This window comes from Oceanobacillus sp. FSL W7-1281 (assembly GCF_037969835.1).
In the GTDB taxonomy this organism is placed as follows: domain Bacteria; phylum Bacillota; class Bacilli; order Bacillales; family Amphibacillaceae; genus Oceanobacillus; species Oceanobacillus oncorhynchi.
The window spans coordinates 4,418,175-4,433,174 of the sequence record NZ_CP150214.1 but is presented as its reverse complement, the minus strand read 5'-3'; the positions used below and the strand labels follow the sequence as shown (position 1 = coordinate 4,433,174).

The 15,000-nt window shown below is 41.1% G+C and carries 13 protein-coding genes; 9 read left to right on the top strand and 4 right to left on the bottom strand.

Annotated features, from left to right (window positions below; translation table 11 throughout):
- Positions 1-27 precede the first annotated feature (27 nt).
- Genes pstC through pstB form a run of 3 tightly spaced genes read left to right on the top strand, consistent with a single transcriptional unit; the run spans position 28 to position 2,747 of the window.
- The gene (pstC, locus tag MKX55_RS21445; protein WP_339234814.1) at positions 28-972 is read left to right on the top strand and encodes a phosphate ABC transporter permease subunit PstC; all 945 of its coding nucleotides are present in this window, start codon (positions 28-30) and stop codon (positions 970-972) included.
- A gap of 1 nt (position 973) precedes the next feature.
- Entirely contained in the window at positions 974-1,864 is an 891-nt protein-coding gene (gene pstA, locus MKX55_RS21440) for a phosphate ABC transporter permease PstA (RefSeq protein WP_339180637.1), read from the top strand.
- Positions 1,865-1,913: 49 nt separating this feature from the next.
- Complete coding sequence (gene pstB / locus MKX55_RS21435) at positions 1,914-2,747, top strand: phosphate ABC transporter ATP-binding protein PstB (protein ID WP_339180634.1); 834 nt, start codon at positions 1,914-1,916, stop codon at positions 2,745-2,747.
- A 127-nt stretch (positions 2,748-2,874) separates the two neighbouring features.
- On the opposite strand, the gene MKX55_RS21430 is transcribed toward pstB, so the two are convergent.
- Positions 2,875-3,117, bottom strand: a complete 243-nt coding sequence (locus tag MKX55_RS21430; protein ID WP_339180632.1) for a hypothetical protein — start codon at positions 3,115-3,117, stop codon at positions 2,875-2,877.
- 159 nt (positions 3,118-3,276) lie between these two features.
- Between MKX55_RS21430 and MKX55_RS21425 the strand changes: the two genes are divergently transcribed.
- From MKX55_RS21425 to MKX55_RS21410, 4 genes are all read left to right on the top strand, one after another.
- Positions 3,277-3,924, top strand: a complete 648-nt coding sequence (locus tag MKX55_RS21425) for an SDR family oxidoreductase (protein ID WP_339180630.1) — start codon at positions 3,277-3,279, stop codon at positions 3,922-3,924.
- Positions 3,925-4,256: 332 nt separating this feature from the next.
- Positions 4,257-5,510, top strand: coding sequence for an argininosuccinate synthase (locus MKX55_RS21420; protein ID WP_339180628.1), 1,254 nt, complete (start codon positions 4,257-4,259; stop codon positions 5,508-5,510).
- Positions 5,507-6,898, top strand: coding sequence for an argininosuccinate lyase (gene argH / locus MKX55_RS21415; protein WP_339234812.1), 1,392 nt, complete (start codon positions 5,507-5,509; stop codon positions 6,896-6,898). Before MKX55_RS21420 ends, argH begins: the two co-directional genes overlap by 4 nt.
- Positions 6,899-7,016: 118 nt before the next feature.
- The gene (locus MKX55_RS21410) at positions 7,017-7,883 is read left to right on the top strand and encodes a Cof-type HAD-IIB family hydrolase (RefSeq protein WP_339180622.1); all 867 of its coding nucleotides are present in this window, start codon (positions 7,017-7,019) and stop codon (positions 7,881-7,883) included.
- A 42-nt stretch (positions 7,884-7,925) separates the two neighbouring features.
- Here MKX55_RS21410 and MKX55_RS21405 read toward each other — a convergent pair whose 3' ends face one another.
- Entirely contained in the window at positions 7,926-8,987 is a 1,062-nt protein-coding gene (locus MKX55_RS21405) for an FAD-dependent oxidoreductase (RefSeq protein ID WP_339180619.1), read from the bottom strand.
- A gap of 609 nt (positions 8,988-9,596) precedes the next feature.
- On the opposite strand from MKX55_RS21405, the gene MKX55_RS21400 reads away from it, so the two are divergent.
- Entirely contained in the window at positions 9,597-11,465 is a 1,869-nt protein-coding gene (locus MKX55_RS21400) for an ATP-dependent DNA helicase (RefSeq protein ID WP_339234809.1), read from the top strand.
- Between the two features lie 66 nt (positions 11,466-11,531).
- Here the strand turns inward: MKX55_RS21400 and MKX55_RS21395 are convergent, their stop codons facing one another.
- Positions 11,532-12,161 (bottom strand): CoA pyrophosphatase, encoded by a 630-nt coding sequence (locus MKX55_RS21395; protein ID WP_339234807.1) that lies wholly within the window; start codon positions 12,159-12,161, stop codon positions 11,532-11,534.
- Between the two features lie 204 nt (positions 12,162-12,365).
- Between MKX55_RS21395 and MKX55_RS21390 the strand changes: the two genes are divergently transcribed.
- The gene (locus MKX55_RS21390) at positions 12,366-13,160 is read left to right on the top strand and encodes a carbon-nitrogen family hydrolase (protein WP_339180613.1); all 795 of its coding nucleotides are present in this window, start codon (positions 12,366-12,368) and stop codon (positions 13,158-13,160) included.
- A 380-nt stretch (positions 13,161-13,540) separates the two neighbouring features.
- On the opposite strand, the gene MKX55_RS21385 is transcribed toward MKX55_RS21390, so the two are convergent.
- A complete protein-coding gene (locus tag MKX55_RS21385) occupies positions 13,541-14,233 on the bottom strand; it encodes a universal stress protein (protein ID WP_339180611.1) in 693 nt (230 codons plus the stop codon).
- Between the last annotated feature and the right edge of the window lie 767 nt (positions 14,234-15,000).

The following is a 15,000-nucleotide window of genomic DNA, read 5'->3' as shown; positions in this document are numbered from 1 at the left end:
TAAGAAATGGAAGGTGGCTCTAGCATCATGGCTGCAAATAATAAGAACCGCATGTCGGTTAGTAAAATGATTGAACAACAAAAACAGAAGCGCAAATTTTTTAATCAATTAGAACGGTTCATACCAAATCTATTATTCATTATTGCTTCGATATCGGTTCTTACCACAGTCGGGATAATTTATACGCTGTTTGCTGAATCGGTTGCTTTTTTTCGGAATGTCCCAATTCTTGATTTCCTTACAGGGACCGTGTTAAAACCGCTAAGCCAAAATCCTGAATTTGGACTACTGCCGTTGTTAAACGGGACCATTATCTCCACAGTGATAGCAATGCTGGTAGCAGGACCAATCGGGATGATGTCGGCAATCTATTTAAGTGAATACGCACCTGATCATGTTCGAAGAGTACTAAAGCCGTTATTGGAGATTTTAGCCGGCGTACCGACAATTGTTTACGGATTTTTCGCCTTTACATTTGTAACGCCTTTACTAAGAATGATTTTTCCATCTATTGAAGCAACCAACATTCTTAGCCCGGGAATTATTATGGGTGTAATGATTATCCCAATGATTGCTTCGTTATCAGAAGATGCGATGTCTTCTGTTCCAAACTCGATGAGAGAAGGAGCGCTAGCACTTGGATCAACAAAGCTTGAGACAACATTTAAAGTAGTTATTCCAGCAGCGCTGTCAGGGATTATTGCTTCCTTTGTGCTTGGTATTTCCCGGGCAATAGGGGAAACGATGATTGTCGCCATTGCCAGCGGAAGCTCCAAGAATTTCTCGTTTGATATTACGGGGTCGATGCAGACGATGACTGCTTATATTGTAGAGGTAGCAGGCGGGGAAGCGGCAGCAGGAACGACTATTTATTACAGTCTTTATGCCGTTGCATTAACCTTATTTGTTTTTACGTTAATGATGAATCTATTAGCAAAATATATTTCACGTAAGTTTAGAGAGGAGTACTAAGATGGCTACGAGATATATGGATGCAGTGCTTGTTGAGAAACGTATGTCATCACGTGTACGGAAAAATACCGGCTTTAAGGGCCTTTTCTTTGCCTCCACATTATTCGGTCTGATTGTGCTGGCTGTATTGCTCGTTCGTATTTTTACGCAGGGAATCGAATATATCAATATCGATTTTCTGATGAATCATCTATCCACAGACGCAAGCAGAGCAGGAATTATGGGAGCTATTTTAGGAACAGCATGGCTGATGGTGGTAGTAGTCCCGGTAACTATGGTCATCGGGGTAGGAACAGCCATTTATCTGGAGCTTTATGCAAAGAAGGGTAAGCTTCAATCCTTTATTGCAACAAATATTTCTAACTTAGCAGGTGTCCCGTCGATTGTGTATGGGTTATTAGGCCTGACATTATTTGTTCGTACTTTAGAATTCGGCAATGTCATCTTAGCGGGCGGATTAACCTTAGCCTTACTTGTACTTCCCATTGTTATTGTGGCAGCACAGGAAGCTTTGCGGGCAGTGCCGGGGCAGCTTAGTGAAGCGTCCTACGGCATGGGAGCAACAAAATGGCAGACGGTGCGCCGTATTATTTTACCAGCAGCATTACCTGGTATTTTAACGGGAGCGATTTTAGCATTATCACGTGCAATCGGAGAAACAGCTCCGTTAACTGTTCTTGGTATACCTGCATTGTTAATCCCGTTTCCGTCCGGTATTTTTGATACATTCACGGCATTGCCGATGCAAGTCTATTATTGGACGATTGATTCATCCCTTGTAGCAGAATATGCGAATTTAGCGGCGGCAACAATTATTGTGTTATTGGTTTTACTGTTCTTGCTAAACTCTATCGCTATTTTGATTCGGAATAAGTTTCAGCAGCGCTACTAAATGCACGATACAAAATTTAATGAGCTGAAATAGGAGAGGAGAATATTCCATGAGTACTGTCATGACAAAACAAATAAATTTAAAGCTTGTAAGAAATCCAAATGAAAAACACGAACCGGAAGTGCCTAAAGAGGTCGTTTATGATACAAAAGGGTTAAATTTATGGTATGGGGAAACACATGCTTTAAAAAATATTAATATGGATATCAAAGAAAAAGAAGTGACAGCGATTATCGGCCCCTCTGGCTGCGGGAAATCCACGTATTTGAAAACATTGAACCGGATGGTGGAACTGGTTCCCATTGTTAAAACATCTGGCCAGATAACGTATAAAGGGAAAAATATTTTAGATAAATCCTTTCGTGTAGAGGATTTACGCACACAGGTCGGAATGGTTTTTCAAAAAGCAAATCCGTTTCCGAAATCAATCTATGAAAATATTGCTTACGGACCTAAAATCCACGGCATTAAAAATAAGAAGGTTCTAGATGAGATTGTGGAGAACAGTCTGCGCGGCGCATTCATCTGGGATGAGTTAAAGGACCGTCTGAGTGATAATGCATACGGGTTATCGGGCGGACAGCAGCAGCGTTTATGTATTGCCCGCTGTCTGGCAGTAGAACCGAATGTGATTTTAATGGATGAACCGACGTCAGCGCTGGATCCAAAATCAACCTTACGCATCGAGGAGCTTGTACAGGAATTGAAGAAGGATTACGCAATTGTTATCGTAACGCATAACATGCAGCAGGCAGCCCGTATTTCTGATAAAACAGCATTTTTCTTAAATGGGGAAATCATTGAATATGATAAAACCGACCACATTTTCAATAACCCGACAGATCAGCGTACAGGGGATTATATTTCTGGACGGTTTGGATAAGTGAATAAAACTTCTTTAGAGAATGGCTTTCTGGGCCATTCTTTTTATTTTAGAATTTGAGTTTAGTGTTAAGTGATAGTGTTTTTTTATGATAGAAGCATATCGGATTTTTATCGCCAGACTTGAATTAAGAAATAAATTGATAAATGATTTTAAATGCGGGCGGTACAAGAATAACCAAGGCTACAAACAGATGAACATACCTTCTGTTCGTGAAACTGGTATAGGTGAATAATAATAAAATGATAAAAACAGCTAAAGCTAATAGATTGATGGAATATACCCAAATGGTTGAGTAGAACACATGTAAAATAGAGATGAAAAAGTAAATAAATGCGCTTGCAATAAAACTTTTTTTAGCGGAAGACATCGTTACCATCCCCTGTTGCTAGAGTTAATTTTATATATAACCATTCTTCCCTTCATACAAAAGAGAAAACCTGATTATTTTGTTTTGGAAATCCGTGTTTGGATATTTTATACAAGGGAACATGATAATATAAAGAATGATTAAAAGGAGTTGTGAGAAATGAAGGTATTTGTAATCGGAGCGAACGGACAGATTGGAAAGCATCTGGTGAATCAGCTGCATGCACATGAACAGCATGAGGTGACAGCCATGGTTCGAAAAGAAGGGCAGAAAAAAGAATTAGAAGATAGAGGTATTCATGCCGTGTTAACGGATTTGGAAGGCAGTATCTCTGATTTGGAAAATGCTATAGAAGGTGCTGATGCAGTCATATTTACAGCTGGCTCCGGCGGAAAGACCGGTCCGGATAAGACATTGCTCATTGATTTAGATGGTGCAGTAAAATCGATTGAAGCTGCGAAAAAGGCCAATGTGAATCGTTTTGTGATGGTGAGTGCATTTCAGGCACATAACCGGGACAGCTGGGCAGACAGTCCAATTAAACCATATATGGTGGCAAAACACTTTGCAGATGAAACATTGATGCACAGCGGTCTTGATTATACCATCGTCCGTCCAGGTGGATTACAGAACGAGCCAGGCACAGGAAAAGTGCTGGCAGGAGAAAACCTGGAGCGGGGCAGCATTCCGCGTGAAGATGTAGCAGCCGTCATCGTGGAAGCACTTGAAGCTGAAAACACGTATCAAAAAGGCTTTGATTTAATTACTGGAGTAGACTCTATTCATGATGCGGTAGGGAAAATATAAAATAAAACTGTAACTTTCGGGAATTTCCCGGATGGTTTTCCGTAACAGCGTGAAAAAAGGCGTTCTTTTCTAGAAAGAGCGTCTTTTTTGTGTGAAGAAAAATATACATAATCATTTCCACACAAAAGGATACTTTTTCTAAGCAAACGCTCATTTATCCCATTATTTATGTTTCTAGAAACAAATAAAAAACCCAGAAATTACGCGTCTTGACAGGATAAAAGCGGAATTCCTCAAAAAAATAAAAAAATTTTAAATTACCTCTTGCATTATTATACATAATGATGCATAATAATTCGATAACAGCACATTTACGAGAGGGGATTTTTTAAGTGGCAAAAGACAAGATCGTTTTAGCTTATTCTGGAGGATTAGATACATCTGTAGCGGTGAAATGGTTACAGGATAAATATAATTATGATGTGATTGCAGTAGCGTTGGATGTTGGGGAAGGAAAAGATTTGGACTTCGTGAAGCAAAAAGCATTGGACGTTGGCGCTATCAAATCATATGTAATCGATGCGAAAAAGCTTTATTCAGAGGAATATGTATTGCCGGCATTGAAGGCCAACTTGCTTTATGAAGGGAAATATCCATTAATTTCAGCATTATCACGCCCATTGATCGCAAAAATATTGGTAGATATCGCTGAAGAAGAAGGTGCAGTGGCTGTAGCGCATGGCTGTACTGGAAAAGGAAATGATCAGGTCCGTTTTGACGTTGCCTTTACAGCGTTAAACCCTGAGTTAAAGATTGTTGCACCAGTTCGTGAGTGGGCAATGTCGAGAGAAGAAGAAATTGAATATGCATTAGAGCATAATATTCCGGTTCCAATTAAAAAGGACAGTCCATACAGTATTGACCAGAATCTATGGGGAAGAAGTAATGAATGCGGCATTTTAGAGGACCCATGGGCAGAAGCGCCAAAGGATGCATATGATTTAACCCAAGAACCAGAGGATGCACCAGATGAAGCGAAAACGGTGCAGATTACGTTTGAACAAGGAAAGCCGGTTTCATTAGACGGCCAAAAACTGGATTTAGATGAATTGATTCTAACACTAAATGAAATTGCCGGTAAACATGGTGTTGGCAGAATCGACCATGTGGAGAATCGTTTAGTCGGTATCAAATCAAGAGAAATTTATGAAGCTCCGGCAGCAATGACGTTGATTAATGCACATCAGGAATTGGAAGCATTAACTTTACCTCGTGAAGTAGCGGAATTTAAACCGGTAGTAGAGCAGAAGCTGGCACAGGCAGTTTATTACGGCTTATGGTATTCCCCGCTGACAGAAGCCTTGCAGGCCTTTATTGAGAAGACACAGGAGCATGTTTCTGGTACAGTAAAAGTGAAGCTGTACAAAGGGCATGCACAAGTTGTCGGAAGAGAATCTGCAAATTCCTTATATGACTTTGACTTAGCAACCTATAACAAAGCTGATGCTTTTGACCATGATGCAGCACTAGGATTTATTAAGCTATGGGGACTGCCGACGCAGGTACATGCCTCTGTCAACGGCCCTCAAGGAAATAAATCGATTGAGAAAGTAAAACTAGAGGTAAAGGAAGCTGTTAATCCGTGAAATTATGGGGTGGAAGATTTACAAAACCAACGAATGAACTAGTCGACGAGTATACCTCGTCGATTCGTTTTGACCAGAAGTTAGCGAAATATGATGTGAAAGGCAGTCTGGCTCACGTTGCAATGCTGAAGAAATGCGATATTATACCGGCAGAGGACGCAGAGCAGATTACCGAAGGATTGAAAAAGGTTCTGTCCAAAATTGAGGCTGGAGAAGCTGAATTATCAGAAGCAGATGAAGATATCCATATGAATGTCGAGAGACTGCTGATTGAAGAAATTGGTCCAGTAGGAGGAAAGCTTCATACTGGGCGCAGCAGAAACGATCAGGTAGCGTTGGATATGCGGCTGTATGCAAGAGAAGCGGTATCTGAGCTGATTGTGCTCGTGAAATCAGTTCAGCAGGCGCTTATCGGGCAGGCGAAGGCAAACATTGATGTCATTATGCCGGGATATACGCACCTGCAGCGTGCGCAGCCGGTTTTATTTGCACATCATATGATGGCATACGTATTTATGTTTCAGCGTGATGTGGAGCGTCTGGAGGACAGCTTGAAGCGTGTGAATAAATCGCCATTAGGTGCAGGGGCACTGGCAGGCACAACTTTTCCGATTGATCGTGCTTTTGTAGCAGAGCAGCTTGATTTTGACGGAATTTGTGAAAATAGCCTGGATGCTGTCAGTGATCGTGATTTTGTGGTCGAATTCCTGTCCAATGGCTCGTTGATCGGTACGCATTTATCACGTCTTTGTGAAGAACTCGTGCAGTGGTCCAGTGCCGAATTTAATTTTGTCGAGCTGGATGATTCGTATACAACGGGAAGCAGCATGATGCCGCAAAAGAAAAATCCGGATGTGGCAGAGCTTGTCCGCGGCAAGACAGGGCGTCTTTACGGCAATCTGATTGGAATGCTGACGACGTTAAAAGGCTTGCCTCTCGCATATAATAAAGACATGCAGGAGGACAAAGAGGGGATGTTTGATTCCCATGAAACGCTGAAGGGCGCTTTACAGCTCTTTGCCGGAATGATTGCATCCATGGAAGTAAATAAAGAAAGCATGTATAAGGCGGTTTCGAATGATTATTCCAACGCGACGGATCTGGCTGATTATTTGGTGAATAAGGGACTCACCTTCCGTGAATCGCATGCGGTTGTTGGCCAGGTGGTTTTAAACTGTATTCAAGCCGGCAAGCATCTGCTGGATTTGAGCTTAGCGGAATTCAAACAATATTCCGATGTGGTGGAAGAAGATATATTTGAAGCGCTGAAGCCGGAGACAGTGGTTAATGCAAGAGCTGCTGCAGGCGGAACAGCCAAAAACAGTGTATTAGACCAAATCGAAAAGGCAGAGCAATTATTGGAATCATCTGATGTAAATAAGGTATAGTATATACGAGAAGTAAAATGATTGGAGCCCATAGAGTCAGCAGATGGGTTCCTTTATTTTACGCAAAAAAATACAATAGATTCAAGTTTTTCTAATGTCGTAAAGGCGGTAATGTATTATGAAATTAATTGCATCAGATATGGATGGAACCTTGCTTAACGAAAAGGGCGTAATCAGTGAAGCGAATGCGCAAGCAGTAAAAAAAGCAATTGACAAAGGTGTAGAGTTTATTGCTGCTACAGGCAGATCTTATAAAGCTGCGAATACGCCGCTTCAAGCTGCCGGGATTAATTGTCCTATTATCAGCTTGAATGGCGCAGTAACCTATCAGGAAAATGGAAAAGTAATCAATAGTATTCCAATGGATAAACAGGCAGCTGCACGTATTGTTGAAGAATGCAGCAAATTGGGGATGTATGTAGAATTATTTACAGATAAGGGTGTCCTTTCCGAAAGCCGGGAACACTTTTTAGACATCCTCATGGATATCCTGCATGCAGCTCATCCAAATATATCTGAGAGGGAAATGCGTGAGATGGTGGAGCAGCGGTTTCAATTAGAAGAAGTTTCTTTTATTGAAAATCTGCAGTTAGCAGTAAAGGATGAGGATACCGAGGTTTATAAAATTCTTTCCTTTGCTTTTGAGGAGAGCCAGCTGGAGGGTGCAAAGAGAAAGCTTCGTGATGAGACAGGGGCTGTAATTACCTCTTCCGGAGAGACGAATCTGGAATTTAATCATCCTAAAGCCCAAAAAGGATTAGCCATTCAAAAGTATATAGAAGACAGCGGCTGGTCTATGCAGGATGTGATGTCAATCGGAGATAATTGGAATGATGCAAGCATGTTAGAAATGGCTGGCCGCGGAGTCGCGATGGGAAATGCTGCAGATAAAATTAAGCAGTTATGCCAATATGAGACGGTGACAAATGAGCAGGATGGTGTCGCCAAAGCCATTGAAAAGATGCTGGCAGATTTAGATAAATAGAAAAATGCCGGGCTGTTTTACTTCTGCCCGGCATTTTTCTATTTAATGGCGTTTACTCAACCATAATACCCCTGATTTTGCGAGTCTTGGCAATAAGCCTGTCATGGGTTTCTTAGCCATATTTCCAAAACCGTCTGACTTTCCTAAGGAGCCCAAGGTTCCTTTAAGCTTGATAGGTTTTGGCTTTTTCGGCTGTTTTTCATGTAAAACAGCGAGCAGGATTTCTGCAATCTGTTCTCCCTGCAGTCCGGCCAGCTGTGCACTCGGCGAATGCTCGCTGGATGCGCAGTCCCCCAGCACATACACGGATGGATCTTCTGGAACCTGATAAAAATCATTGACAACGACTTTCCCTTGATTATCCTTGCTGTATGGAAGTTCACGTACAAGCCAATTCGGCTGGACGCCTGCAGTCCAGATGGTCACATCATTTAAATAACAGACACCGTTATTGCATACCCCATCCTGTTCTACATATTCTACCGTTGAATGATGAATCACATCGACATTGTTTTCTGTCAGCCATTTTTGTACATAGGATTGAATTTTGCTGTCCAGCGGTTTTAATACGGTATTGCCGCGGTCAAGCAGGCGGATGTTTAAATCTGGCCGGCTTTCCCGAATTTCTGAAGCAACCTCAATACCGCTTAATCCTGCGCCAATAACAGAAACTTTTCCATAAGCTTTCAAATTCCCTATTGCCACGCCTGCTTTTCTGGCTTTTGCAAAGGTTTGAACGCTTTCGGTATATTCTTCTGCCCCCGGGATTCCATGGTAATTGTCTTCGCAGCCTAATCCGATAATTAAATAGTCATAAGGAACAATGGATTCTTCGTCTTGAATAATAATCTGTTTATTTTCCGTATCGATTTTTGTGATTTCCCGAAAAATATAGTTCACCCGGGAATCAGCTGGAAAATCAACACGAACATCATGATCGGCTGAAGTTCCTGCAGCAATCGCATAGAACTCTGTTTTTAGCGAGCGAAATGGATTACGGTCAATAACAGTGATATGTATATCATCGGATAATGTTTGGCTGAGAAGGCCGAGCAGCGTCTTGATACCGCCGTATCCACCTCCAACAAGAACAACTCTTTTCATTGTGTTACACCCCTTATTTAAATTGTGAAGAAATATAAAACGAAACTTTAATCAGCGGGAGTTTGCCAGACGACTCTCTGCGGGAAATGAAATGTCTCAACGGAATGGAACGATGATGCCGCGTCCCGTCAAAATGCTGCGATGAATTGCTCCAGCAAAAAGCAGATAGGATCGCAAGGGGATGCACCTAGAGATATGACCGGGAAGCGGCCTCCCTAAACCCCCTTGAACTCATGAACGTATACTGCCAGTTAAACTGTGGTAAAATATGAATGCATTTTCATTTAAAAATAGCCGCGTTCAGCTCCAAATGTTCTCCACTTTCGACATTTTGAAACAATCTCTCTTCCGAATACTAGCGTAACAAATTATGAAGGCGATGTCATTAAGATTGAGGCTGCAGTTTACGAATAAGAAAAGGATAATTTATTCAAAAAAATTAAATTATTTCAGGTGGAATGAATAGCTTGCTAGAGTTTTAGAAATAATGGTACGATTAAGAGTGCTTTTTATTCAATAAGATTAACCAATCATTCTATGGGAGGGAAATATAACTCCCGCTGAATGAAGTTTCGTTTTCATAGATATAGAAAAGAAAAGGAGTTGCCTATGGCAGGAATGAATTCAATCCCATTTACTGTAGCAAAAAATGAGCAATTTTTTGATCGCCTGGGAGATTATATCGGCGATGTTTTTTATGATATTTTACCAGAACAAGGCTTTGAGCTGCGTGATGAACAGATTTATATGGCGTTTCAGCTGGAACAGGCTTTTAAGCATAAAAAGACTATTTTTGCAGAAGCAGGTGTCGGTACGGGAAAAACAATCGTGTATCTCTTATATGCCATTTGTTATGCCCGTTATCAGAGAAAGCCTGTGATTATTTCCTGTGCCGATGAAACCCTGATTGAACAGCTGGTCAAAGAGGGCGGGGATATCGATAAGCTGGAAAAAGCGCTCGGCTTAGAGGTAGACGTCCGTTTGGCAAAAGCGCGCGAAAACTACTTGTGCATGAAGAAATTAGATCCGTTGTCCGAATATACAGAGGATGAAGAAATTCTTGATGTACATGACTCTATTCCAGATTTTGTGTTCGATCAAGGTGTTTCGATGCAGTCTTTTTATCCTTATGGAGACCGGAAAGATTATCCATGGCTTTCGGATAAGCAATGGGAACAGATTGGCTGGGACCCGCTGAAGCAGTGTGCGACTTGTGACTTTAGACATCGCAGTGCGCAGACATTGCATCGTGATTATTACCGCCATGCAAAAGATTTGATTATCTGCTCGCATGATTTTTATATGGAGCATGTGTGGACGAAGGAATCACGAATCAGGGAAGGACAACTGCCGCTGCTTCCGGAAGCAGGTGCAGTTGTGTTTGATGAAGGGCATTTATTAGAGTTTTCGGCCCAAAAAGGGTTGACCTACCGCTTCAACTATCAGAATATCACCAATGTCTTAACTGGCTACCAAGGGCAGGACGTGCGGGAAGAATCACTGCAATTAGCCGAAGATATCATGGCGCTCCATGATGACTGGTTTGATTATATTTCAGAAATAGCTGTGCGTGTAGAAGGCTCCAATCGACTTGAAATTCCAACAGATATGAAAATGCGTGAAATGGCAGTTCAATTAGAGAAGATGGTTCAAGAGCTGTTAGAACAGCTTGTTTTTGATGCGGAACTGTTCACCATGGATGCATACCATACAAAAATTATTGAAGAGTACTTGGAATTTTTCACGTATGGTTTATCGATTTTCTTAAAGGATGATGAAGGAGTTTACTGGTTGGAAGAGGATGGCGACCAAAGCAGTCTGGTTATCATGCCGAGACTGGTAGAGGATGTGCTTCGGGAAGAAGTATTTCAGAAAAACATCCCATTTATTTTCTCCTCCGCAACACTGTCTCAAAATGGAGATTTTTCTTATATTGCGAAGAGCCTGGGTGTGGATGCATATGACTCCTTTTCTGTCGAATCCCCATTTGATTATGAGGAAGTCCGTACCATAAAAGAGCATGGTTATTCGGAGGAAACAGAAAAGTATCTGGGGATTGCCAGCCAGCTTCAGGAGAATAAAGGGCACAGTCTCGTTTTATTCCGCTCGGAAGAAGAGATGCAGGCATTCCGGAAATGGACAGAAATGCAAGACTGGTCCTTTGATTTCTTGTTTGAAGGGGATAAGGAAATCAGTGAAATTGTCCGCGAATTCCAGTTTAATAAGTCCTCTGTTCTCTGTGCATATCATTTATGGGAAGGGCTCGATGTGCCGGGAGAGGCACTGACGCAGGTTATCATTGCTTCCCTGCCATATCCGCCTGATGATCCTGTGTTTAAAGCAAAACGCAAACATGCAAAGAACGCGTATGATGAAATCGATTTGCCTTATATGGAGCTTCGGTTAAAGCAGGGCATCGGCCGATTAATTCGTACAGAGCATGATAAAGGAATCGTTCATATTTGGAAAAAAGCATAGAGTTACATGCTCTATGCAGCATTTAATTTGATTTTTAAAAGGACCGTTGATACCTATATCCTCGTATTAACGGTCCTTTTTCGTATCAATTAAGCTTATAAAGTGATTTAGAACCTTTGCAGTCAGCCCCCAGATGGTATTGTCATCATATTGATAGAAAAGCTCCTCCATTGTCCTGATATGCCATTCATAGTCCTCTCCGCCGACAATTAAATGGTATGGGAAATTATCCTCGGGTTTTATTTCTAAATGCACTTTATATTTTTTTGGTTCATTTTCTAAAAAGAAGGAAAGCGGGACGGTGAAAATATGATCCACTTCATCCGGGCTGGGCTGGATATTTTCTATACTCTTCAGCCTCCCGATAAAAGGATATATAATTCTTCCTAAGTCATTCACCACATAATCAAGCGGAATGGGGTCGGAAATATCCTGTTCTGAAATCCCAAGCTCTTCCGTGGTTTCCCGTATAGCGGTATGGGCAGGATGCTTGTCATCCTGGTCTGCACGGCCTCCGGGAAAACAAACATCTCCAGGCTGGCTTCTTAGATTTTTGGACCGGACTTCAAAAAGGATATGGGTTTCTCCATTTAATTCAACTAAAGGAATTAAAACAGAGGAACGTTTAAAGTGTTTGTGCCCCATTAATGCCGGAGTGCGATCCCTTAAATGATTCAGAATATGTTCTATCTGCATGCGTATCCTCCCTTTTCAGCGTTCGTGTCATATATTAATTCTAGTATGCTTTTGGATTACTGTCATTTATATCGATTAACATGACAGATTATGTGTGTAAGTTGACACGTATTCGTAGAGATAGGATGATAATTATATAGAGAACGTTCAAATAAATATCGCTTTTGATAGAATAAGAATAAATAAGAGAAGGGTGCGTATGTAATGAAACATGCTATTTATCAAATGGATATTGTTCCCGGTGACCCGGAGAGCAATCGCAGAAGAGTGGAAGCGTGGCTGATAAACCAGGTTAAGGAGGATAAACCTGATATCGTCGTTCTTCCGGAAATGTGGACGACAGCATATACGTTGGACCAATTAGATCAAATCGCTGATTTGGATGGAGAGCCTACGAGGAGCTTTTTGAAGGAGCTGGCAAAAACGTATCAGGTGCATATTATTGGCGGGTCATTTGCAAATAAAGCAGAGGGCGCAATCTATAATACAGCGCTTGTTATTAATAACGAGGGGGAAGAGGTCTATACGTATGATAAAATCCATCTCGTCCCGATGCTGAATGAACCGGCGTATTTAGCAGGCGGAAGAAAACAGGCGCGTGTATTTGAGTTAGATGGGATCAAAATGGGGCTGATTATCTGCTATGACCTTCGTTTCCCTGAGTTAGCCAGAGAATTAGCTCTAAAAGGAGCAGAAGTGATTTATATTGTCGCAGAATGGCCATCCGCACGCAAGGATCATTGGAAGGCGCTTCAACTGGCACGGGCGATTGAAAATCAATGTTATATTATATCCAGTAATCGGATAGGAGCGTATGACGGTGTCGAATTCTGCGGAACGTCGCTGATTGTCGATCCGTGGGGGACGATTGTCCAGGAAGGGTCCGAAGAACAGGAAGAAACACTGATTGAAACAATCGCTGCTTCAAACGTGGATCGTATACGTGAGGAAGTCCCTGTCTTTAAAAGCAGAGTCCCGGAAATGTATCAAGGCTGGTAAGAATGAAAAGCGTAAAGTGCCCGTTTAAAAACGTAGAGACTGCGCTTCCCGTTTTTTTTGGGTGGTGGTTCGACTTTAGTCGAGCTTCCTTTACCTTAAACCGATGATGGCTTCCACCTGCAGGGCATAAGTGCGACTTTAGCTCTGTCTGTGCCTGATGGCTTGCCAATCGCTAAGTCTGCTTTATCATAGGGCACTCTCGTGTTGTCTCGTAGTTTTTGGCGCTTGGAGCTGGACATGGCTATTTCTGAATAAGAATAATATAAGAAAAATCTTATATTTTCCTATCCCATAAAAAAGACTCCTTTGTCAGTGCGTCCCTCGAAAAGCCGGAAGATAACCGGTTTTCAAGGGATAATCACCGTCGCAGGGAGTCTTTTTTAGTGAAGTGATTTATCAATATTAGGCGGCTCTTTTAATTCGCCTGTACAAACATTTTCTGTGATATGCACTTGGGAAGTTTTCCCTTTGTTGTTCACGAATTTGAATACACCGTTATTAAAGTCCGTACCAATTTCCTTGTAGAAGATTCCCTCGTACAGGTTATGCTTGGAACGAGTGAATTTCAGACGATATTGTCCAGGTACTTCGCCGTCTTCCTGAATAAATGCGCGTACGCCTTTTTCGTAAATCGTATCATCCGTACTTTTTAATGTACGATCAACAGAAACAATGTGAAGGTCAATAAAAGAAATCTCACGAAGAAGCACGTTGACAAAAGATCCTTTTGTAATCTCTTCCCAACGGTTCTGTGCGCTTTGCCCAATAATGATTTGTGTAATATTGTACGTATGTGCTACGTCTTTAATTGCTTTTACAGAACGCTTCTCTTTATCACGTATAATAAATTCCTCTACGTCTAATTCCTCGCACAATTCCTTCCAATGTTCAACAAAGCCAGATTTATCTGCATCAAATTCATCATAGGGAAGGGCATCTACTGTTAAAACATATAATGGGCAATCCATCATTTGTGCTAATTTATGACCGCGGCGGATTAGACGTTCTCCATTAGGACCATAATAAACACATACTAAAATACTTTCGTCCATACGACCTCTGATTTTTTTCATCGCTTCTACGCACCTTTCTTTAATAGTCATTTACTTTTTCTTTCGTTTTTAAAACATCTATATATATCTGAATAGGAACAGAATGGTTTCACTTTTAATTTAACCTGTCAGAAGGAGGTTTAACCCCTTTTATAACAGGTTTTTGAAGATAGTCATATCCTTTAAACCGTATCATTTTAACATGTATTTTTAGATTCGTATAGTACTAGATGTAAAATATTTATTTCACATTGATTTTTTCACTGTAAAGTCCTTTATACAGGTATTTCTTAGAAGTTGCAAGTAAATTTAATAATGACGTCTTCGTTGCTGATGAGATATATCAAAACATCTCAAAATAAAATTTTATAGGGGTGTCACAACGTCATACATGCAAACAAAGAAAAATTCTTGTATAATATCTATGTGTGATTATGAAGACGTCATGTTTAGTGTGTGTTCCAATAAGCTTTGTAAAAATGCCCAAGTGACAAATGCTGCAGCATTGCACTGCTTTTGTCAGACTTTTTGAACAACCATTTTAACACCTCATAATGCCTTTGCTCTTACTACATGAAAGGCTTATTATTTTACCACGTTTTAACATAGCATGAGTGTCCGTCATTTCCCCATGAGGGTATTGAAATAATAAAACAAAACGTTAATCCAGCGGGAGTTTTTATGAATGGTTCTCCCTAAAAAATGATATGGCTGGAAAAACGGTCACTACATTTCCTGATTAACTCAAGCTTCCATTCACAAGGGAAAAAACATGTGGATTAAGTTGA

Coding starts and splice junctions, on each gene's coding strand:
- pstC (WP_339234814.1), top strand. CDS start 28: ATGGCTGCAAATAATAAGAACCGCATGTCGGTTAGTAAAATGATTGAA.
- pstA (WP_339180637.1), top strand. CDS start 974: ATGGCTACGAGATATATGGATGCAGTGCTTGTTGAGAAACGTATGTCA.
- pstB (WP_339180634.1), top strand. CDS start 1,914: ATGAGTACTGTCATGACAAAACAAATAAATTTAAAGCTTGTAAGAAAT.
- MKX55_RS21430 (WP_339180632.1), bottom strand. CDS start 3,117: ATGTCTTCCGCTAAAAAAAGTTTTATTGCAAGCGCATTTATTTACTTT.
- MKX55_RS21425 (WP_339180630.1), top strand. CDS start 3,277: ATGAAGGTATTTGTAATCGGAGCGAACGGACAGATTGGAAAGCATCTG.
- MKX55_RS21410 (WP_339180622.1), top strand. CDS start 7,017: ATGAAATTAATTGCATCAGATATGGATGGAACCTTGCTTAACGAAAAG.
- MKX55_RS21405 (WP_339180619.1), bottom strand. CDS start 8,987: ATGAAAAGAGTTGTTCTTGTTGGAGGTGGATACGGCGGTATCAAGACG.
- MKX55_RS21400 (WP_339234809.1), top strand. CDS start 9,597: ATGGCAGGAATGAATTCAATCCCATTTACTGTAGCAAAAAATGAGCAA.
- MKX55_RS21395 (WP_339234807.1), bottom strand. CDS start 12,161: ATGCAGATAGAACATATTCTGAATCATTTAAGGGATCGCACTCCGGCA.
- MKX55_RS21390 (WP_339180613.1), top strand. CDS start 12,366: ATGAAACATGCTATTTATCAAATGGATATTGTTCCCGGTGACCCGGAG.
- MKX55_RS21385 (WP_339180611.1), bottom strand. CDS start 14,233: ATGAAAAAAATCAGAGGTCGTATGGACGAAAGTATTTTAGTATGTGTT.